Consider the following 21,336-nt stretch of genomic DNA (forward strand, 5'->3'; position numbering starts at 1 on the left):
CATTAACAAAAAAGCCGGTTTCGGAGAAACCGGCTTTTGAAAATAACCTCTTACGGATCGAGAGAAAAGCGGATTCACTCTATAAGTTACATTCTATCTCAGCTTTCAGCGCTTTTCGTAACAACTTATGTAACACCCTAATAAAGTTAGCGTTAAACCTTAGTCGAAACCAAAAAGCTCTATTGCAACCCCACCAGAACCGGCGGCAGCTGCCATTGCAGAAAAATGCTGGCCACTAACACAAGATAGCCTAATAACATCATCTGATGTCGTTGCAGGTAAAACGCCGCAAAGGCACAACCGGCATAAGCCAGCCAACAGATCCCCTGCACAAAAGCGGTCCAGGCAACGGCCAGATCAAAACCGGCCTGCCAGCCAGCAAACGCTAACTGTCCTTCAGGCAGTCCCGATGCGCCGGAGCCCACGATACCCCACCATTCCTGCAGGGAAAACAGCGCCAAAGGAGCGATAAAGAAGACAGGCAACATCCAGATAAACAGCAGGTAACGCTGATGGTCCCGGCTAATGGATGAGTCTTCGCTTCGATCACTAAAAGTGTGATTTGAGTAATCCACAGATGTCATCTGAACACCTCCCGGTGATTCTCGTTATTGTTCGACAAGGTTGATCGGCTAGCCAGCCCCTTTAAAGAAGGAGCCGATACTAGGTCCCGGCAGTGACAATTGAATGACAGCTCTAATACGAAACCGGGACAACACGGATCAGCACTTTCAGAGGATTCAGCAAGTTACGTACCAGATGCGAAACAAGGCCTGAAAGGATGATGTCAACATCGCCTTCCGTCGTAGCCATGGCATAGCCACCCGACAGCTTTAGCGTCATAATGCGGGTAACTCTTTATGGCCTGAGGCTTATTTATGTTGCTTGATGAAGCTCAAACAGCGGTTTCCGATCTGTTGGAAGCCCTGCATGAATCACTGGATGATTATCAGGACAATCTTCAGCGCCTGCATAACGCTGAGATTGCTCAGGAGTTCAACGACGCCATGAATCAGCGCACAGAATTGCTGAATGCACTGGAAGAGCGCGTAAAAGAAGAACTGTCCCTGCGCCCCCGCGCGGCAGATACCGAGCGTGAAGACTTCCATCACCTCTGGAGCAAACTGAAAAGTCTGGTGTTTGATGGTCAGGAACTGATGCTGAAAGAACGGGCCGAGCAGGAACGTCAGCTCATCAGTCTGGTCGCACGCTGCGAAAGCTATGACTATCCTGAAAAGGTAGACAGCCAGCTGAAACAACTGCATCAGCATCTGACCGAACAACTGCGCCAGATTAAACAGTTTCAGCAATCGATTACTCAGCCCTGAATCAGGAATAACAAAAGATTTATTTAAATTAAATCTTTTCAATAGCTGCGTTATTTCCGTTGGGATATGATCAGGGATAATCAAATCTACAGCCACGGAGTGCTCTGATGGACTCTCTCAACCAGTTTTGCATCACACGCCTGACTTTCTGCGATAACGATCTGATTCGTCGCGGCTTTGAGCTGGCGTACCATGATACCCAGCACACTACCAACCCGCTGGAGATCAGTGCAAAAGTTGCCAGTTTTGCCTTACTGGATTACGGCCTTGATCAGGCCGGAGAGAATGGCAAGGTACTGCTGACGATCACCCAGCCCTGGCTGGCCAATGCCAGCATGCTACCTGTGGCAAAAATCAAAGATCGTCTGGTGCTGCAGCTGGGGGATGATATCGAGCCTGATCCCATTACCCTGAGCGCCCTGCAACAGATTCGGGCCAAGGGCTTTCTGATCGCGATTGCCGGTTATACCCCGGATGATCCCCGTAAACCTCTGCTCACAGGCGTCGACATTGTCAGTGTGAATTGTCAGAAATTTATTCTCGGGGATCTGAAAAAATTACATGCCGAACTGAAGAAGTATCCCCTGACCCTAATGGCCAGCCGTATTGAAAGCTGGCAGGCCTTTGAAAAAATTCGCGCCATCGGCTTCGACTTTTATCAGGGTGGCTTTATCGGCAAGCCGGAACTGCTGGACACTCCGAAAAACAGTGCCAATCGCATTCTGCTGGTGAAACTGATGACCCTGCTGTTTGATGATAAAAGCAGCATCGACAAGATCGAAAAGGTGATCGAGCAGGAACCCACCCTCTTCTATCGCCTGTTGAAGTTTGTGAACTCCGCTGCCTATCGTTTACCTAACAAGATCGACAGCCTGCATCAGGCAGTGATCTATATTGGCACCGAGACACTAAGAACGCTGGTGGCGATTCTGGTGTGGGCAAAGGACGATCACAAAGCCTATACCGTTCTGCCGCAGATTCTGACCCGGGCAAAAGCCTGTGAGTTACTGGCAAAAGAACAGGGGCTGGCTCCCGCTGATCGCTACTTTACACTAGGCTTTCTTTCTCTGTTGGATGTCGCCCTCGATCAGCCTCTGGAAAAACTGATCCGTAGTCTTTCAATCTCTGAAGAGATGCAGAAGGCATTGCTGGAAGATGAAGGCCCGCTGGCCGACGTACTGAACTTTGTCCGCCAATGGGAAAAAGCCAACTGGAGCTTTCTGGAACAGCATCGCATGTTCTCTCTGGAGCGCACGCCGCTATTGATGCAACAGGCACAACGCTGGGCGCTGGAGACGGAGCAAGAGATGCAGAAAGCCTGAATGAGTTACTTTAATCGGCACCATCTGAATCCGTGTTCTCTGATATTTCAGGACGAGCAAAGGATGACGATATCAAAAGCCACTGACATGACACAGCCGCAAGCTTGTTCTGCGGTCGTCCGTTAATGCTACACAGGAGCCATCAGTGCCCGAATTGAATTTAGCCGAGGACGCTTTCTTTCTTGCCAGACAGGCAATTGCTGACCGCGATCTGAATCTTGTCGGCTACGAGCTGCTTTATCGACGAAATCAAAGTGCGACCACGGCCGATGTACAGGATCACCTGCAGGCAAGTGCCCGGGTTTACTCCACCGCCCTGCTGGATCTGGGTGTTGGTCAGCTGGGTTCCGGCCTTCCCGTTTCACTTAATGTGCCTCAGTTCTGGCTGGAGCAGGATGAACTTTTTCCGACCGTCACCAGCAAGGTGGTTCTTGAGGTACTGGAACAGGTTCAGCCCACTAAACAGGTTATTGAAGCGCTGCAACGTCTGCGTCGAAAGGGCTACACCATCGCCCTTGATGATTTTGTACTGACCGAAGGCAATCAGGCTCTGATCCAGTGTGCCCAGTGGATCAAGCTGGATACCCATGATTACAGCCAGGAAGAACTGGAAAAAACCGTACAACAGCTGAAAGCCTATCCGGTAAAACTGGTGGCAGAGAAGATCGAAAGCTGGCAGGAGTATCGTGATCTTGAAGCGATGGGCTTCGATTATTTTCAGGGCTTTTTCCTGTCACGGCCACGGGTTTTCAAAGGCCACCAGACCAACAGCAATCAGAAGGTACTGCTGGATCTGCTTCAGCAACTCTATAAAGAGGATATGAACGTTGAAGAGCTGGTCGATACCATCGTTAAAGATCCCGGTATGACCTATCGCCTGCTGCGCCATATCAATTCCGCAGGCTATATGTTCAAAAAAGAGATCAACAGCATTCATCAGGCGGTTGTTTTGCTGGGACAGGAGCGATTGCGCTCCATGGTCAGCCTGCTGCTCTGGAGCAAGAGCCCGTACCGTACCAGCTCACAACTGCCTTCGATTCTGGTGCGTGCCAAAGCCTGTGAGGAGTTGGCCCGCTTTTACGAGCTGGATCAGATTCAGTCCTGCTTTACCGTTGGCGTACTATCCAACCTGCATTTAGCCTTGGGTATGGAAGCGAATGAGATGGCGAAACTGCTGAAGCTGGAACCCGCCATTGCCGACGGCCTGCTAGGCAAGGGAGTACCCGGCGAGATACTGCAACTGGTCATCGCCTACGAACAGGGCGACTGGGACGCAATGGAAAAATCCAGCTGGTACCGCCCGGAGGCCAATGTCTGCTTTATGAACGCAGTCACCTGGGCAGACACAGTGGTCGATCAGATGGGTCACTAACCGGCAAGACTCTGCTCTGAAACTCTGGTCTGAAAAAAGCAAAAGCCCCGATAACCTGCTGATATCACTTCAGGTTATCGGGGCTTTTTTGCAATTCAGCTAACGGCTTTCCAACTCAACTAACGCATCCTGGCTGCGCGTTAAATCAGGATTAAAGCTGATTGCCTGGCTTAATCTTCCGGCTCGTCAGAAACCTCTACCACTCCATCAACGATACGTACCGGATAAACATCGATATCCTCATACGCCGGTGGAGCGGTCACTTCACCTGTACGCAGGCAGAAACGTGCACCATGACGAGGGCAAACGATCTCGCCATCTTCAATGCAACCATCTTCCATTGAGCCGCCATCGTGACTGCAGACGTTTTCTACTGCTCGGAATTCGCCATCAACATTGGCCACCAGCAGCTCGATATCGTCTTCGGTAGTGACTAACTGAAATTCGCCCTCTGCGATGGCCGCAGCGGCATCAACCTTAATCCAACCCATGCTATTGCTTTCCTTCAAATCTAAATCAGAACATACCGGTTTCGAGCTTGGCTTCTTCGCTCATCATGTCGCGGTTCCAGGGCGGGTTAAAGACGATCTCCGTCAGAACCTTGGATACCTGAGGCGCACCCAGAATCTTACGGCGGGCATCCTCGGCGATCACATCGCCCATGCCACAACCCGGTGCCGTCAGGGTCATCTTGATGATAACCACGGTTTCACCGGTCAGCAGCTTATCGATACGACAGCCATAGACCAGACCCAGATCCACGATATTGACCGGAATTTCCGGATCGTAACAGGTACGCAGCTGTTCCCAGACAAAGTCTTCCAGTTCCTGAGCGCTGGCATCTTCGTGCAGCGTCGGACGGGATTTAGCCTCACCGCCGATGGCATCCAGATTGTAGCTCTCGATCAGGTAGAGACGGCTTTCGAAACCAACACTAACGCTGCCGCCTTTGGCCTGCATTACCGTAACCTCACCACCTTCCGGCAGGGTAACGGTTTTACCAAAGGGGATGGAGATTGCATCCACATCCCGGCTCAGAATGATCTTGTCGTTCTTCTTCATAATGCTTACAGTCCGCCTTAGCGCAGCATATCGCAGGCACGGTTCAGCGCCGCAATAAAGACATCCACTTCTTCTTTGGTGTTGTACAGCGCAAAGGAAGCACGGGCCGTAGCATCAACACCAAAGTGATGCAGAACCGGCATAGCACAGTGGTGACCGGTACGGATCGCAACACCCAGCTGATCGATCAGTACGCCGATATCCTGCGCGTGCACGCCATCGATCACAAAGGAAATTACACCAGCTTTGTGTTCTGCATTGCCCAGAATACGCATACCCGGAATCTGCTGCATCTGCTCGGTGGCATACTTCAGCAGAACCTCTTCCCAGGCGGCGACCTTGTCCAGATCCGCCTTCATCAGCCAGTCACAGGCAGCACCCAGACCGATACCTTCAGCAATAGCAGGGGTACCCGCTTCAAACTTGTGCGGCAGACCCGCGTAGGTGGTTTTCTCGAAGCTGACGTGGTCGATCATATCGCCACCGCCCTGCCAGACCGGCATTGCCTCCAGCAGCGCTTCTTTGCCGTACAGCACACCGATACCGGTCGGGCCATACATTTTATGGGCTGAGAAAGCGTAGAAATCGCAATCCAGCTCCTGCACATCCACCTTCAGATGCGGCACAGCCTGAGCACCGTCCAGCAGTACCGGAATCTCATGCAGGTGCGCCAGCTGAATGATCTGCTTGACCGGGTTGATGGTGCCCAGCGCATTGGAAACGTGAGTTACCGAAATCAGCTTGGTTTTGGCGCTGATCATGGCGTTCAGCGCCGCCATATCCAGCTCACCGTCTTCATCTACCGGAATCACTTTCAGCACGATACCCAGCTGATCCCGCAGAATCTGCCACGGCACTATGTTGGCGTGGTGCTCCATCATGGAGACGATCACTTCATCACCGGCTTCCAGCTGACGGCCAAAGGTATTGGCCACCAGATTGATGCCTTCGGTGGTGCCGCGAACAAAGATCACCTCTTTGGAAGAGCGCGCATTAATAAACTGACGCACCTTCTCACGGGCCTGCTCGTAAGCATCCGTAGCTTCACCGGACAGGTAATGCACACCACGGTGAATGTTGGAGTTCAGCTCCCGGTAGTAAGCATTCATGCTTTCGATCACAGCTTCCGGCTTCTGAACCGTCGCGCCATTATCGAAATAAACCAGCGGCTTGCCGTGAACCTTGCGCTCAAGAATCGGAAACTCTTTCCGCAGTTCCAGCATGTAAGCCGCCAGATCGGCTTCGTTCATGTCAGATCCGGTTACATGAGCTTTTACAGGAGCATTCATCTCAGACATTCCTTCAATCGCGCCAGCCTCGTTTACACGAGGCCTTTCAGGTTGAACTTCTCAGGCAGACGACCCGCTACCGCTTCTTCGATACGGTCATGAACCGCTGAAATTTCGATGCGATCGATCACTTCGTTGGCAAAAGCCAGTGTCAAGAGACCTCGGGCCATCTCTTCACCGATACCACGGGAACGCAGGGCAAACAGGGCGTTCTCATCCAGCTGACCTGTGGTGCTACCATGGGAGCACTTCACGTCATCGGCGTAGATTTCCAGCTCAGGTTTGGTGTCGATCTCCGCTTTGTCCGACAGCAGCAGGTTGGCGTTGGACTGATGCGCTTCGATTTTCTGCGCATCTTTATGCACAACGGCGCGGCCATTGAACACGCCACGGGAGCGGTCGTTCAGAATGCCTTTGTAATCTTCGTTGCTATTGGTGTGCGGCGCATTGTGGTTAACCAGGGTGTGGTTATCCAGATGCTGACGACCATTACCCAGATACAGACCGTTCAGGTTTACTTCGGCACCTTCGCCGCTCAGTTCCACCTGAATATCCTGACGGGCCAGCTTGCCACCCAGACACACATTGTGTGAGGTAAAGCGGCTGTCACGCTTCTGTTCCACATGCAGGCTGGCAATGTGATATTGCTTAGTGCTTTCCTGCTGCAGCTTGTAGTGAGTGATATTAGCGCCATCAGCCAGATCCACTTCGGTCACCACGTTGGTCAGGTTGGCGGATTCTTCGCTACCGGCATAATGTTCAACGATGGTTGCCTGCGCGTGCGTACCCGCTTTGATCAGAATACGTGGCTGAACCAGTACAGGATTTTCCTGTTCGGTTGCAACAAACTGCAGGTATACCGGCTGTTCCAGCACCGCATTAGCGGCCAGATCAATCAGTACACCATCCTGAAACGCAGCCAGGTTCAGCGCGGTAAAACCACTGAAGTTCGCGGCTGCTACCTGACCCAGAACCGGCTTGGCCGCATTGGCATTTTTCGCCAGCGGCAGAACCTGAACACCCGCAGGCAGGTTACCCAGCGTGGAAGCGCTTTCAGAGAATACACCGTCAACAAACACCAGACGGATCGCATTCAGACCCAGACTCTTCTCGTTCGCCAGCGCTTCAGCATCTGCCGCTTTCGGCAGCGTGAAGCTGCGCTTAGCCAGTGCTTTAACGTCGGTGTATTTCCAGTTTTCCAGACGGGCGTGAGGCAGGCCCAGCACCGCAAACTGTTCAACCGCACCCTGACGCAGGTCGGTTAACCAACCCGGACCTTCGCTGATCTGCGGGGTTACCGCGCTCAGCCACTGATCGGTAAATTCGGCAAGACTCATTGAGCAGCCTCCTCGATCACCCAGTCGTAACCACGTTTTTCCAGTTCCAGCGCCAGAGACTTGTCGCCGGACTTGATGATTTTACCGTCGGACAGTACATGGATATGATCCGGTACGATGTAGTCCAGCAGACGCTGGTAGTGAGTCACCATCACGATGGAACGACCGGCATCACGCAGGCTGTTAACACCTTCAGATACGATTTTCAGTGCGTCGATATCCAGGCCGGAATCAATCTCGTCCAGCAGCGCCAGCTTCGGCTCCAGAATCAGCATCTGCAGGATCTCGTTACGCTTTTTCTCACCACCGGAGAAACCTTCGTTCACAGAACGGTGCAGGAAGCTGTTGTCCATTTTCATAAACTGCAGCTTTTCGCGTACCAGCTTCATGAACTCAGGTGCTTCAATTTCAGGCAGACCCAGGTGCTCACGCTTAGCGTTCAGGGCTGCTTTCAGCAGGTAAACGTTTTTCACACCCGGAATTTCAACCGGATACTGGAAACCCAGCAGCATGCCTGCGCGGGCACGTTCTTCAATTTCCATCTCCAGCAGATCTTCACCTTCAAAAGTGATGCTGCCGCCGGTGACTTCATAACCGTCACGACCTGCGATAACCGCAGACAGGGTGGACTTACCGGCACCATTCGGGCCCATGATGGCGTGAACTTCACCCGGATTGATGGTCAGGGTCAGGCCTTTCAGAATCTCTTTGTCTTCAACACTAACGCGCAGGTCTTTAACTTCTAACATGTGGTTTTAACCTTTTCTGTGGATGGCGGCCTGCTTCGGCTGCACCATCAAATCTGAATTCTTTGTCTGTCGAGCTGTATCGGCGTTACCGGCGACTGATCGGATCGGGCTGCTGTGTATCTGCTCAACGAAGCCATGGATGGCGAAGTCCGGTTCCTCGAAACAGGGATGTTTCGGGAGCCGGAAGCAGATACCGGCAGACCGTTCTAAACTCCGGTCTCAAGCCCGCTGTTAATCCAATTTAACCAACCGCGCCTTCAAGGCTTACGTTCAGCAGGGCTTCCGCCTCAACCGCAAACTCCATCGGCAGCTCTTTAAATACGTCTTTACAGAAACCGTTTACGATCATGTTCACCGCATCTTCTTCGGAGATACCGCGCTGACGGCAGTAGAACAACTGATCTTCACCGATCTTAGAGGTAGTCGCTTCGTGCTCCACCTGCGCCGTGCTGTTGGCGATTTCCTGATACGGGAAGGTGTGCGCGCCACACTGATCGCCGATCAGCAGGGAGTCACACTGGGTGAAGTTACGCGCGCCCTTGGCACCCGGCAGCACCTTCACCAGACCACGGTAAGACTGGTCGGAACGACCGGCGGAAATACCTTTGGAGATAATGGTGGAACGGGAGCCTTCACCGATGTGGATCATCTTGGTACCGGTGTCCGCCTGCTGCATATTGTTGGTTACAGCAACGGAGTAGAACTCGCCGACGGAATTTTTACCCTTCAGCACGCAGCTTGGGTATTTCCAGGTCACCGCAGAACCAGTTTCCACCTGAGTCCAGCTGATTTTGGAGTTATCACCACGACACTCGCCACGCTTGGTTACGAAGTTGTAGATACCGCCTTTACCGTTCTCATCACCCGGATACCAGTTCTGCACGGTAGAGTATTTGATGTTGGCGTTTTCCAGAGCAACCAGCTCAACCACAGCGGCGTGCAGCTGGTTTTCATCACGCATCGGCGCAGTACAACCTTCCAGATAAGACACCTGAGCATCGTCTTCACAGATGATCAGGGTACGTTCGAACTGACCTGTATTCTGGGCGTTGATACGGAAGTAAGTGGACAGCTCCATCGGGCAGGTAACGCCTTTAGGAACAAACACAAAGGAACCGTCAGAGAACACAGCAGAGTTCAGCGCCGCGTAGAAGTTATCGGTTACCGGAACCACAGAACCCAGGTACTGCTTGATCAGATCAGGGTATTCTCGGATCGCTTCTGAGATAGAGCAGAAGATAACGCCGGCTTCACCCAGCTGCTCTTTAAAGGTGGTGGTAACCGATACGGAGTCAAACACCATATCCATCGCCACGCCCGCCAGAGCTGCACGCTCGTGCAGAGGAATACCCAGCTTCTCGTAGGTTTCCAGCAGTTTAGGATCAACTTCGTCCAGACTCTTCGGACGGTCTTCCGAAGACTTAGGTGCGGAGTAGTAAGAAACGGCCTGAAAATCGACCTGTGGGAAGTTCACATGGGCCCATTCAGGTTCTGCCATCTCTTTCCACTGTTCGAAAGCGGCCAGACGCCAGTCCAGCATCCACTGTGGCTCTTCTTTCTTAGCGGAAATAAAACGGATCACATCTTCATTCAGGCCGGGAGGCGCGGTATCAGACTCGATATCGGTTACAAAGCCTTGCTTGTACTCACGACGTACAAGCTGCTCCATCTCTTGACTTGCCATTGGTCTCTCCTCACCCGGTTAAAGGTTCTGTCGGAAGCTAATTCGATTCTTCTGACCCTGCGGCGTTGGCCGGAGGATCTTATTCTGTTGCCAGCGCCACGAGAGGAATCTCGGCGCTGACGTTATCTTTATCGCTTTGTTCTGCGTTTGGTTTTGCTGAGCCGGAGGTGTGAATGTCATTACCGGACATCCACTGCAGCTGCAGGGGCTCTTTCTGAGCCAGCTGAACCAGAGTGATGCTCTGCAGCAGCTGATGCATGGCTAAACTGACCCGCTGCCAGTTATCCGCCACACCACAGGTATCCTGCAGATCGCACAGCGCGTCTTCCTGACTGCAATCGGTCATTGCGAAGGGGCCTTCAATGGCAACAATAATGTCACTGGCGGTGATCTGTTTTGGCGGACGGGACAAACCGTAACCGCCCTGCGCGCCACGATGAGACACCAACAGGCCGCTTTTCTGCAGCATCTTCAGTGCTTTGCTCACCGTAGGTTTGGGAATCTGTACCTGTTCCGCAATATCGGTGGCGGTAAACAGCTGATCCGGCGTGCGGGCAATGTGTGCCATCAGCACCGCCGCATAGTCGGTCATTTTGCTCAGTTTCAGCATGGTTTTACCTTCATCGTCATAGTGGACTATTTTAGTCCCATTTAACTTTGAACAAAACCCTTATACCCGAGTTTTTCACTCTGTTTTGCAAGATAACGGCGATTAACCGGTTTTTGATTGGGGTTTTACCGACGTTCGAAGCAAGTTATTGAGAATCGTTTTCAACAAGAAGCACAAAACCACCACTCCCAGACTCTCGCTTTTGCTATATGCGGGGATTGGAATAAAACCCCAAACGACTAGAATAGAAACATCGACAGACGGATCTGCCCACCTGCCAACGATGAAAGCTGACGGAACTCAACACTCTCCGTCAAAGTCATATCAGCGTCAGAAGATTCGACTATCCTATCTATTTTGTATCAACCCCCAGCGTATCCCGCCAACGGCGGATACAGCCTTATCGGAGACCCAAGCATGCCCCTGTGGTTACAACTGGTGATTATCTTTATCGTTTCAATCAGCGGTATCGCCTTTCATATTGTTCTGATCAAAAAGATTCGCGTCTGGGCGATTAACGATCAGATCAACGCACTTTCCGGCGATAACTCAGCGAAAAAAGCGCACCTTCAACAGGTACACCAGCAACTACTGGCCGACAAGGTTCCCCATAAACACCATCAGGATAAACTGACAGCCGCAGCCGAAACCTTTAAAGGCTAAGCGAAGCAACCCAGGCTTTATCTCAGGAGAAGGATTTTATGTTTGCCACCTTTAACAAGTTTTTAACGGATAACGGGCTTCCGACGGATGCACCTGCGTTCAGCGAACTCTTTCCGGGAAGAGCGGTAAACAGCCCTCTGCCGCTGACCGCAGATGCGCTGGAAACCCTGCTGATGACCAGCAGCGCAGACAACCCTTCTCATCTGAGAGGCACCAAACACTGGATGAGCGAGATGAACGGCCTGATGCTGAAACAGATGCTGCAAATCTCCCATCTGCAGAGCCAGATCTTCCGTCCTTATGGTCTTTTGCCGTCACTCTTTACCGGCTGGGCGCAGCCTCTGATTCAGGCGACTGAAGATGCAGTCGCCAAAGGTGAGTCGCCGGATCTGATTACCCGTGCCGATCAGCAACTTGATGCGGCTTATGCTCAGCAGTTGAAAGCTCTGGTGGCGCACTTTGCAACGGATACCGACACAGAGAATGCCCGCTTCAATCCGGAAACCTGCCAATGGGCCTGCGAAACCCTGCAGGGGCAGACCTGGCTGGCGACCCAACTGAACAATTTCCGCTTGCTGGAATGGCAATATCATAGTCGTGGCCAGACTCATCTGACCGCTATGAAAGACCTGCTGCGCTCTCTGTTTCAGGTGATTACCGGACAGACCTTCAGCGCCGATGAAGATCAGCCTTACCGAAAGAAAAACGCGGAAGGCCAATGGCGGGACAGCGATGAGGATTATCTGAAAGCCTGCGAGGAACGTCTGTTAGCGCTGCTGAAACATGATGCCTTTGATCTGAGAAATTTCGCCCTGAATTCCCCCCACGCCAAACTCGGTGCAACCCCATGGGAAACGGTTCCGGGTTCTGAGCTGTACACCGTTAAGCTACGCCACTACCCAAGACCGGAAGGTGTGAAGGCCAACGGCAAAACCCTGTATATGGCCAGCCCTATGATCAACCGCTGTGAGCTGTTTGATCTGGCTCCCGGCAAGTCGGTGATCGAAGGCATGCTACAGCTGGGCTACGATCTGTATCTGGTGGATTACGGTAATCCGGGGCCGGATCAGTGCCAGCTGGGTCTGGATTTCTACGGCAAAACCGTGCACGACACCTATCTGGATCTGATTCTGGAACGTCATCCGGAGCAGAATATCGAGGTGATGGCCTACTGTATGGGCGGCACTCTCTTTATGCCGTATCTGGCACGCCGTATCGAAGAAGCCCAGATCACTGGTAAAGATGTGAAGGTGCGTCAGGTGGTACTGATGACCACGCCGATTCTGTTTGATGACGACACCAGCGGCCACAAGCCGATGCGGGATGTGATCCGTAAAGATTACGATGCCGACGTAATGAGCCTCTTCTACGGCAACTGCAACGTATCACCTTACGCCATTGAAGCCGGTATGCACACTATCCAGCCCGGTGTGGAACAGACCGTTCTGGAAGGTTTCTATGGCCGGGCTAACTTCCCCGGTGCAATCGAAGATGCCGCACCTTTTCTGAACTGGCTGCACAGCGGCACCCGCTTCCCGGCACGTGCCCACCGTGAGTGGATTCAGAAAATCTTTATGGATAACCAGATCTGGAAAGGCGAGTACTGCCTGCCGTCCGATCTGCCGGAGCTGGATGGCAAACCGGTAAATATGGATGTACTGAACAGCGCTGATATCGCCCTGTTCGATTACTGCGGTCAGCGCGATCCCATTGCACCGGTTGGCTCCTGTAAAACCAGCGAACGCTGGGGTCGCAAAGCCGATAACCAACAGATGGTTCGTGGCGGTCTGAACCGTACCATCGAGAAAAATATCGGCCATATTTTTGTCGTCAGCCACGCGCTGCTGGGTGAATTTCTGGAAGCGGTAACTGACTTTTTAGCGGATGAGCCACCGGCTTATCAGAGCAAAAAGCCAGCGCCTGTTACTGCAAAAGAAGCTCCGACTGCAAAACCTGCAGCCCAAAAAGCTGCTGCAAGCAAGACTGCCGCGAGAAAGCCTGCGGCAAGAAAAGCGACCCCGAGAAAAACAGCTGCAGCCAGCAAAACTGCAGCAACTAACAAAACTGCACCAACTAAGACAGATTCCGGTAATACGGAATCCTGATAGCGCTTGGTAAGTGCTACTGAAAAACAAAAGGCGTGCTTCGGCACGCCTTTTTTGGTCACTAATGCAGTAATCACAATGGGCGGTATCCGCTCAGTTTTTCACCGACTTCGCAGCCTGTTTCTTTTTCGCAGCACTTCTACGACGAGCCCGATACTTAAACCACCAGATCCTAAGACCGGATACCGTCAGCCAAATAGAGGCCACAACCAGCAAGAGACTCAGCAGCTTGCTCCACCAGCCCAACTCTGACTTATGCACAGCCTCAAAACCCACCGTCATCGTATCCACTGCGCTTTCGCCCGTTGCCTGATAGCGCGCCAGCAAAGCTCCACTTTGCGCATCAAACCAGACACTGGTTTTGGCACTGTCCTGTGAATAATCCAACGAGGAATAACTGCGATACAGGTAAGTGCCTTTGAAAGCAGAATGAGATAAACCGATCGACTGCAGCAACTCAAACCCTGCCTCTTTCGCCCAGGCTTCCGTCAGTTGCTGTCCGGTTGCTACCGCCTGCTCCAGACTCATCGGCTGCGCCTGCCCCATGGGCGATGTCTTAATGATTTTATGGGCCAGCTGTCGCTGTTCAAAAGGGTCAAACACCCCGTAATAGACGGGCTTCAGATTAAAGCTAAGGCCGGATAAAAGGAAAATAACCATCAGCGGTGTAAACACTAATCCCAGCCAACGGTGGTTGAAGAAGTCTTTCTGGAACCGGCTTTTGCCTGAGCGGTAACGCCAAAAGCTAAGCCAATGCAGCAGATCATGCCGGAAAGAAACCCGCGTTTTTTTCGTATGATGCGGCCAGCTCAGATAAACACCCACTGGTACTAACAACAACCAGAGCAAGGTCAGCCAACCCAGCACCAATCGCCCTTCTTTACCCGCCAGTATCGAGTAGTGCAGCTTATAGATAATCGGCAGCAGGTTTCGGGTTAAAGGCTCGCTTCCGGTGGGATGATATTCTCCCCACTTGCGACCACCCAGCACCTCACCGGTATAGGGATTAACAAAGATCTGACTGTGAACCGGCGCATGGTAATTACCAAAACCGTCACGTGTTCCGGCAATCCAGAACACCGCCGCAGGCTGCACACCGCTTTCCCGCCCCTGTTGATAACCGGGCAGTGTGTAAAACTCCAGATCAAACCAACTGATTCGGGATTGTGGATAAACCTGCTGCACCCGTGCCTCCAACTGAGAAACCGACAGAGGCTCTGCATAAAGGTCATGCTGCTCGATCAGCATGATGTCCGCATTCAACCACTGATCCAGCTCCTGCTTGTAAACCAGCACACCACCGGTAAGCGTTAACAGCAGCACCGGCAGAATCAGCAAAAGCCCCAGCCAGCGGTGGAGCAGAAGGAAGGTATGGCGGTTCACGGCAGGAACAATCCTTGTCGACATTTGAGGATTCCAATCAGAAAAACAGACATAAAAAAACCTGCCGATGCTGAAGCAAACGGCAGGTTTTATCAATCCGATCCTAGCAGGTCAGATCCAAATAGACCTAACCCGTTATTTATCGGATCTTATTCCCACTCAATGGTAGCTGGTGGCTTGCTGGATACATCGTAAGCCACGCGGGAGATACCGCTGATCTCGTTGATGATACGGTTGGAAACCTTCTCCAGCAGCTCGTATGGCAGGTGCGCCCAGCGAGCGGTCATAAAGTCGATGGTTTCTACAGCGCGCAGAGACACAACCCACTCGTAACGACGACCATCACCTACTACACCTACGGATTTAACCGGCAGGAAGACAACAAACGCCTGGCTGGTTTTGTGATACCAGTCGAAGTTGTGCAGCTCTTCGATGAAGATGGCATCCGCTTCACGCAGGATATCCGCGTATTCTTTCTTAACTTCGCCCAGAATACGCACGCCCAGACCCGGTCCAGGGAACGGGTGACGGTAAACCATATCGTATGGCAGACCCAGTTCCAGACCGATCTTGCGCACTTCGTCTTTGAACAGTTCGCGCAGTGGCTCAACCAGTTCCATCTTCATATCTTCCGGCAGGCCGCCCACGTTGTGGTGCGACTTGATCACGTGTGCTTTACCGGTTTTAGCGGCTGCAGACTCGATCACGTCCGGGTAGATGGTGCCCTGTGCCAGGAAGTTAACATCTTTCAGCTTGGCAGCTTCTTCGTCGAATACTTCGATGAAGGTGTTACCGATCACTTTACGCTTGGCTTCCGGATCAGATACGCCTGCCAGTTTGCCGAGGAAAAGCTCTTCAGCATCGGCACGGATCACTTTAACGCCCATGTTCTTAGCGAACATGTCCATGACCATATCGCCTTCGTTCTTACGCAGCAGACCGTTGTCTACGAATACGCAAGTCAGCTGATCGCCAATCGCTTTGTGCAGCAGCGCAGCAACAACAGAAGAGTCCACGCCGCCGGACAGACCCAGCAGAACTTTCTGATCACCAACCTGTGCACGAACACGTTCGATCTGATCTTCGATGATGTTGGCTGCAGTCCACAGAGCTTCACAACCACAGATTTCCATCAGGAAGTGTTCCAGCAGACGACCACCCTGCAGGGTGTGCGTTACTTCAGGGTGGAACTGTACGCCGAAGAAGTTCTTCTCAGCGTGGAACATACCAGCGATAGCGCAGCTTGGCGTAGAAGCCATCAACTCGAAACCTTCCGGCATGGCAACCACTTTGTCACCGTGGCTCATCCAAACGTCCAGCAGAGCTTTGCCGTCGGTATCAACGTGATCTTTCACGTCTTTGGTCAGAGCGTTATCTGCTTCAACCTTAACCTGAGCGTAACCAAACTCACGCACGTCAGAACCCTGAACTTTACCGCCCAGCTGCTCTGCCATGGTCTGCATACCGTAGCAGATACCCAGAACCGGCAGGCCCATGCTGAATACGCACTCAGGAGCGCGTGGAGAACCGGCTTCAGTTACCGACTCAGGTCCACCGGCCAGAATGATACCTTTCGGGTCAAATTCGCGAATCTCTTCTTCGCTCATGTCGAAGGCGCGAATTTCGCTGTACACACCCAATTCACGTACACGACGTGCAATCAGCTGCGTGTACTGAGATCCGAAATCCAGAATCAGGACTTTCTGAGCATGAATATCTTGGCTCATTATTTTACCAACCCATCAATAAAGTAACGGTCTGTCCGGAATGAACAGCCTGTATAAAGAGGTCGACCGGAGACGAATGAATCTCCTGCGTCGTAAACTTTAAGCCTTGTAAACAAAAGTGGGGCGCAATGCCCCACTTCGTTTAACGCTTTGGCGATCAGCCGACCCGATAGTTCGGGGCTTCTTTGGTGATCTGTACGTCGTGTACGTGCGATTCCATCATGCCTGCGCCTGTGATCTTCACAAACTCTGGCTTGGTACGCATGGTCTGGATATCACCGCTACCGGTGTAACCCATAGAAGAACGCAGACCACCCATCAGCTGATGCACGATAGCGGTCATAGAACCTTTGTAAGGTACGCGGCCTTCGATACCTTCCGGAACCAGCTTCTCTACGCCAGCGTCTTTGTCCTGGAAGTAACGGTCACTGGAGCCCTGAGCCTGAGACATAGCGCCCATAGAACCCATGCCACGGTAAGACTTGTAAGAACGGCCCTGATACAGCTCGATCTCACCCGGTGCTTCTTCAGTACCAGCCAGCAGACCACCAACCATGATCACGCTTGCACCAGCAACAATCGCTTTCGCCAGATCGCCGGAGAAACGTACACCACCGTCAGCAATAACAGGGATATCGTATTTTTCCAGTGCTGTCGCAACATTCGCTACCGCAGAGATCTGAGGAACACCAACACCGGCAACGATACGGGTGGTACAGATAGAACCCGGGCCGATACCGACTTTAACTGCATCAGCACCCGCTTCTGCCAGAGCGATTGCCGCTTCAGCAGTTGCGATGTTGCCACCGATAACCTGAACCTGAGGGAAGTTTTCTTTCACCCAGCGAACACGGTCGATTACGCCTTTGGAGTGGCCGTGAGCAGTATCAACAACGATCACGTCAACGCCAGCTTCAACCAGTGCGGTTACACGATCAGGAGTCTCTGCACCGGTACCTACTGCTGCACCTACGCGCAGACGACCATCTTCGTCTTTACAGGCGTTCGGGTAAGTACGGGCTTTCTCGATATCTTTAACCGTTACCAGACCCTGCAGGTGGAACTCGTCGTCCACAACCAGAATCTTTTCAATACGGTGCTGGTGCAGCTTAGCTTTGATCTCATCCAGAGACGTGCCTTGCTTCACAGTTACCAGCTTATCTTTTGGTGTCATGATGTTGGCAACAACATCATCCAGATTTGGTTTGAAGCGGAAATCACGGCTGGTTACGATACCAACCAGTTCGTCGCCTTCAACAACCGGCATACCAGAGAAACGAGTGTCTGCGGTCAGTGCCAGCAGCTCGCTTACTGTGGTAGAGGGTGTTACCGTTACAGGATCTTTAACGATAACACTTTCGTGTTTCTTAACCTGACGCACTTGCTGAGCTTGCTGAGCAATGGTCATGTTTTTGTGGATAATACCGATACCACCTTCCTGCGCCATAGCGATCGCCAGACGGGACTCAGTAACGGTGTCCATCGCCGCGGATACCAGCGGGATGTTGAGAGAGATATCACGGGTGATTCGTGTCTTCAGGCTGACGTCATTCGGAAGGACGTCTGAGTAACCTGGAACCAGCAAAACATCATCAAAGGTGAGTGCTTCTTGAGCAATACGTAACATATTCCGCGAGCCTGCTGAAGAGTGAGGATAGAAAGAAGAATAACCCAATATTTTATCGTAAGAGTTTTTCTGGGTAAACCAATATTAGGCTTGGATTGTTCTCTTTTCCCTGATCCAGCTGTAAAAAAACACTGCCGTTCATTCTAAAATAATCACTTCCCCCTAAACATCTGCCAAGCGGAGCCAAAAATGCCTGATAAACCCTCATCCTACGGCCAGCAAAACAGCGGATTTTCCGCTTCGCCTTCTGATGAGATTTCATCCGGCTTTACCCGTGCACCGGATGGTATTTATCCGGATCACTCCACGCCTTCAGATACAAGAGGGCTACCTGAAAAGCAGGTACTGACGGTTAGCCAACTCAACCGACAGGCGCGTCAGCTACTGGAAAGTCGCTTTGCTCTGGCTGTAGTAGAAGGGGAAATTTCCAACCTGAGCACACCCGGCTCCGGCCATCTCTATTTCAGCCTGAAAGATGAAAACAGCCAGGTACGCTGCGCTATGTTCCGCAACCGCGCAGGACTGCTCGCCTTCCGTCCGAAAAATGGCGACAAGGTTCAGCTTCACGCCAAGGTCAGCCTTTATGAAGGCAGGGGTGATTTCCAGCTGATTGCAGAAACCATGGAGGAACAGGGGCGCGGCGCTCTGATTCGGGCCTTTGAAGCCCTGAAGTTCAAGCTGAAAGAGGAAGGCCTGTTTGATCGCAGCCGCAAGAAGCCTCTGCCGCCTATTCCCGATGTGATCGGCCTTGTGACCTCCCCAACCGGTGCCGCTATCCGGGATATGCTGATTGTTCTCAAGCGTCGTTTTCCGCTGGCGGAAGTCGTGCTTTATCCGGCGGTGGTTCAGGGTAGTGAAGCGCCGGATTCTATCGCCCGCGCGATTGAATTGGCCCATATCCACGGCAAAAGTGATCTGCTGATTATTGGCCGTGGCGGCGGCAGTCTGGAGGATCTCTGGGCCTTTAATGATGAGCGGGTGGCAAGAGCTATCTCTGCCAGTTTTATTCCCACCGTTAGCGCTGTAGGCCATGAGACCGATATCACCATCGCTGATTATGTCGCCGACTATCGTGCACCAACACCTTCTGCAGCCGCTGAACAGGTCAGCCCGGATCTGTCCCAATGGCAACAGTGGCTGAATCAGTCAGAGATCACTCTGCGCCGTCAGATGGAGCGCCAGCTGCAGAACAACCAACAGCGACTGGATCATCTTGAACATCGCTATCAGCGTTGCTTCAGCGGACTCCGCCAACAGGGCAAACAACTCAACCAGCTGGAACAGCGGCTGGTTCAGGGTATGAAAAACCGCCTGTTCCGTGAACAACAGCAGCTGGATAAGGTGGCAGGTAAACTCCGTCATCCCAAAACCGAACTCAATCAGCAACGCCAGCAGCTGAACAGCCTGCAGCAACAGCTGATTCGGGCAGGTAAACAGCAGACTCAGCAAGCGGGACAACAGCTGGAACAACTGGAAGCCCGACTCTGGCGGGCAAACCCAAGCCGTGAGATTAAAAGCCAGCACAGCCAATTACAGAAGCTGCAACAAGCTTTACAAAAAGCATGGCAACACCAGCTTGAAGGCCAGCAACAAAAGCTGGCAGAGTTGAGCCATCGCCTGCAAACCGTCAGCCCGCTGGCCACTCTGTCACGGGGCTATGCCATTGTTCAGGATGACAAGGGCAATATTGTCCGTCATTATCAGGAGGTTAGTCAGGGAGATGAGATCTCCGCACGGCTGGCTACAGGTGTATTACACTGCAAAGTTATGGCGCAAGATGCCGATAACTAGATGCTACAAGCTACTGCGCTGCTAAGGGGAAGACAATGCGCCGACAGACAAAGAACCGACGTTCCGTATTTGGATTAAATAACATCTTTAACGGGACAGCCGCATCCGGGTCTTGCCTGCCTCCCCGAATCCGCCTGACAACACGATTAAAAAGCACCTGCTGCCTTATTCTGCTTTCTCTCGGCCTGACGCTAAGCACATTCAGTCGCGCTGAAACCAACCCCCAGTACGATCCGAAACCCGATCCTATGCCCGGCGGCGTTGCCGTAATTGAACTGCCGGTTTCTCTCGGCACTGAAGAAGAGCCCGTGGTTTATTTTCAAGGCAAGCGGGTATTCGTGATGAACCGCCCGTACAACAAAAAAAGTGATAACCGTTGGATCGCCTGGGTCGGTATTCCTCTGAGTGCCAAACCCGGAAAAATGCCGCTGGTGATCGAACAACCTAACGGTCGCAGCCGCGAAATCATGATCAATGTGCTGCCCCCACAGCATAACGATAACTATGTGGTAACCCGTAAGGCGGCGCAGAAAAACCTGACCAGCCAACAGGAGCAACAGATCGCTCAGGATGATGAAACCCTGAAGCGCCTGATCAATCGCTGGAACGGTAAAGCTCCGGATACCCGCACCTTCCTGCATCCAACCCGTGGCAGCCAGCTACGTGACTTTGGCGATCGCGTCTTCCTGAACGGTGAGCTGCTGGACAGCCATAATGGTATCGACCTGAGCGGCCAGAGGGCAGCATCTCCTGCCGATGGCACTGTAGTGATGATTCGGGATCTGTTTTACGGCGGTAAAACCGTACTGATCGATCATGGTCGCGGCCTGTTCACCCAGTACAGCCACCTTGCCGGTATTAACTTCCGTATCCGCGAAGGCCAGCGTATTCGCCGCGGCGAAGAGATCGGTAAGATCGGCATCTCCGGTCATCATATTGAAGCAGGCAAAGACTACGCTGCCGAGATCAAGCGCGCGCACCTGCACTGGGGCGTGACACTGAATGGTGTTTATGTGAATCCGAAACTCTTTCTGGTGGATGCCGAATAAGCTGACTCTTTTTCGACCAAAGACGAGCAGCGAAACCTGAAGCATCCGCTATATTGAAAAGGCACCCCGTGGACGAAGGTGAGATTCTGTCAGCGCTGCGCCTCCCTCATAACGACAGGCAACACAGGCTGACCGAGAAGAACATAGGACCGGTTTCACCCAGATAACCGTTTTTTGCTTCGCAAATCACCTGTCGCCGCATCTCTTTTAAAAAGCTCTCCGATGGAGGGCTTTTTTC

19 protein-coding genes are annotated in these 21,336 nt (G+C 52.4%); 7 read left to right on the forward strand and 12 right to left on the reverse strand.

Translation table 11 applies throughout. The annotated features are described in order from the left end of the window. Window positions 1-179: 179 nt before the first annotated feature. Window positions 180-584, reverse strand: coding sequence for a hypothetical protein (locus tag BV405_RS11620; protein ID WP_086481001.1), 405 nt, complete (start codon window positions 582-584; stop codon window positions 180-182). Window positions 585-696: 112 nt separating this feature from the next. Next, on the reverse strand, window positions 697-843 hold the full coding sequence (locus BV405_RS17695) for a hypothetical protein (RefSeq protein WP_176330125.1): 147 nt from the start codon (window positions 841-843) through the stop codon (window positions 697-699). A gap of 35 nt (window positions 844-878) precedes the next feature. On the opposite strand from BV405_RS17695, the gene BV405_RS11625 reads away from it, so the two are divergent. The 3 genes from BV405_RS11625 (at window position 879) to BV405_RS11635 (ending at window position 4,022) form a co-directional block, all read left to right on the forward strand. Further along, window positions 879-1,328, forward strand: coding sequence for a DUF2383 domain-containing protein (locus tag BV405_RS11625; RefSeq protein ID WP_086481002.1), 450 nt, complete (start codon window positions 879-881; stop codon window positions 1,326-1,328). A gap of 107 nt (window positions 1,329-1,435) precedes the next feature. Beyond that, the gene (locus BV405_RS11630; protein WP_086481003.1) at window positions 1,436-2,650 is read left to right on the forward strand and encodes an EAL and HDOD domain-containing protein; all 1,215 of its coding nucleotides are present in this window, start codon (window positions 1,436-1,438) and stop codon (window positions 2,648-2,650) included. 145 nt (window positions 2,651-2,795) lie between these two features. Then, the gene (locus tag BV405_RS11635; RefSeq protein WP_086481004.1) at window positions 2,796-4,022 is read left to right on the forward strand and encodes an EAL and HDOD domain-containing protein; all 1,227 of its coding nucleotides are present in this window, start codon (window positions 2,796-2,798) and stop codon (window positions 4,020-4,022) included. Window positions 4,023-4,192: 170 nt separating this feature from the next. Here the strand turns inward: BV405_RS11635 and BV405_RS11640 are convergent, their stop codons facing one another. From BV405_RS11640 to BV405_RS11670, 7 genes are all read right to left on the reverse strand, one after another. Beyond that, a complete protein-coding gene (locus BV405_RS11640; protein WP_086481005.1) occupies window positions 4,193-4,513 on the reverse strand; it encodes a Rieske (2Fe-2S) protein in 321 nt (106 codons plus the stop codon). A gap of 25 nt (window positions 4,514-4,538) precedes the next feature. Continuing rightward, window positions 4,539-5,084, reverse strand: a complete 546-nt coding sequence (sufT, locus tag BV405_RS11645; RefSeq protein ID WP_086481006.1) for a putative Fe-S cluster assembly protein SufT — start codon at window positions 5,082-5,084, stop codon at window positions 4,539-4,541. Window positions 5,085-5,101: 17 nt separating this feature from the next. Next, window positions 5,102-6,334, reverse strand: a complete 1,233-nt coding sequence (locus BV405_RS11650) for a SufS family cysteine desulfurase (protein WP_086481179.1) — start codon at window positions 6,332-6,334, stop codon at window positions 5,102-5,104. A 71-nt stretch (window positions 6,335-6,405) separates the two neighbouring features. After that, window positions 6,406-7,710 (reverse strand): Fe-S cluster assembly protein SufD, encoded by a 1,305-nt coding sequence (gene sufD, locus BV405_RS11655; protein WP_086481007.1) that lies wholly within the window; start codon window positions 7,708-7,710, stop codon window positions 6,406-6,408. Beyond that, window positions 7,707-8,459, reverse strand: a complete 753-nt coding sequence (gene sufC, locus BV405_RS11660) for a Fe-S cluster assembly ATPase SufC (RefSeq protein ID WP_086481008.1) — start codon at window positions 8,457-8,459, stop codon at window positions 7,707-7,709. Before sufC ends, sufD begins: the two co-directional genes overlap by 4 nt. Window positions 8,460-8,700: 241 nt before the next feature. Further along, window positions 8,701-10,143 (reverse strand): Fe-S cluster assembly protein SufB, encoded by a 1,443-nt coding sequence (gene sufB / locus BV405_RS11665; RefSeq protein ID WP_086481009.1) that lies wholly within the window; start codon window positions 10,141-10,143, stop codon window positions 8,701-8,703. 79 nt (window positions 10,144-10,222) lie between these two features. Next, on the reverse strand, window positions 10,223-10,753 hold the full coding sequence (locus BV405_RS11670; RefSeq protein ID WP_086481010.1) for an SUF system Fe-S cluster assembly regulator: 531 nt from the start codon (window positions 10,751-10,753) through the stop codon (window positions 10,223-10,225). Window positions 10,754-11,170: 417 nt separating this feature from the next. Here BV405_RS11670 and BV405_RS11675 point away from each other — a divergent pair, with 417 nt between their 5' ends. Continuing rightward, window positions 11,171-11,416, forward strand: a complete 246-nt coding sequence (locus BV405_RS11675) for a hypothetical protein (protein WP_086481011.1) — start codon at window positions 11,171-11,173, stop codon at window positions 11,414-11,416. 38 nt (window positions 11,417-11,454) lie between these two features. Continuing rightward, the gene (locus tag BV405_RS11680; protein ID WP_086481012.1) at window positions 11,455-13,521 is read left to right on the forward strand and encodes an alpha/beta hydrolase; all 2,067 of its coding nucleotides are present in this window, start codon (window positions 11,455-11,457) and stop codon (window positions 13,519-13,521) included. A gap of 93 nt (window positions 13,522-13,614) precedes the next feature. Here the strand turns inward: BV405_RS11680 and BV405_RS11685 are convergent, their stop codons facing one another. From BV405_RS11685 to guaB, 3 genes are all read right to left on the reverse strand, one after another. Then, complete coding sequence (locus BV405_RS11685) at window positions 13,615-14,928, reverse strand: PepSY-associated TM helix domain-containing protein (RefSeq protein WP_086481013.1); 1,314 nt, start codon at window positions 14,926-14,928, stop codon at window positions 13,615-13,617. 125 nt (window positions 14,929-15,053) lie between these two features. Further along, the gene (gene guaA / locus BV405_RS11690; protein WP_086481014.1) at window positions 15,054-16,631 is read right to left on the reverse strand and encodes a glutamine-hydrolyzing GMP synthase; all 1,578 of its coding nucleotides are present in this window, start codon (window positions 16,629-16,631) and stop codon (window positions 15,054-15,056) included. Between the two features lie 157 nt (window positions 16,632-16,788). After that, on the reverse strand, window positions 16,789-18,258 hold the full coding sequence (guaB, locus tag BV405_RS11695) for an IMP dehydrogenase (RefSeq protein ID WP_086481015.1): 1,470 nt from the start codon (window positions 18,256-18,258) through the stop codon (window positions 16,789-16,791). Window positions 18,259-18,447: 189 nt separating this feature from the next. On the opposite strand from guaB, the gene xseA reads away from it, so the two are divergent. Beyond that, entirely contained in the window at window positions 18,448-20,049 is a 1,602-nt protein-coding gene (gene xseA / locus BV405_RS11700; RefSeq protein ID WP_086481016.1) for an exodeoxyribonuclease VII large subunit, read from the forward strand. 35 nt (window positions 20,050-20,084) lie between these two features. Further along, a complete protein-coding gene (locus tag BV405_RS11705; protein WP_086481017.1) occupies window positions 20,085-21,098 on the forward strand; it encodes a peptidoglycan DD-metalloendopeptidase family protein in 1,014 nt (337 codons plus the stop codon). Window positions 21,099-21,336 lie beyond the last annotated feature (238 nt).

This window comes from Oceanospirillum sanctuarii (assembly GCF_002150805.1).
In the GTDB taxonomy this organism is placed as follows: domain Bacteria; phylum Pseudomonadota; class Gammaproteobacteria; order Pseudomonadales; family Halomonadaceae; genus Oceanospirillum; species Oceanospirillum sanctuarii.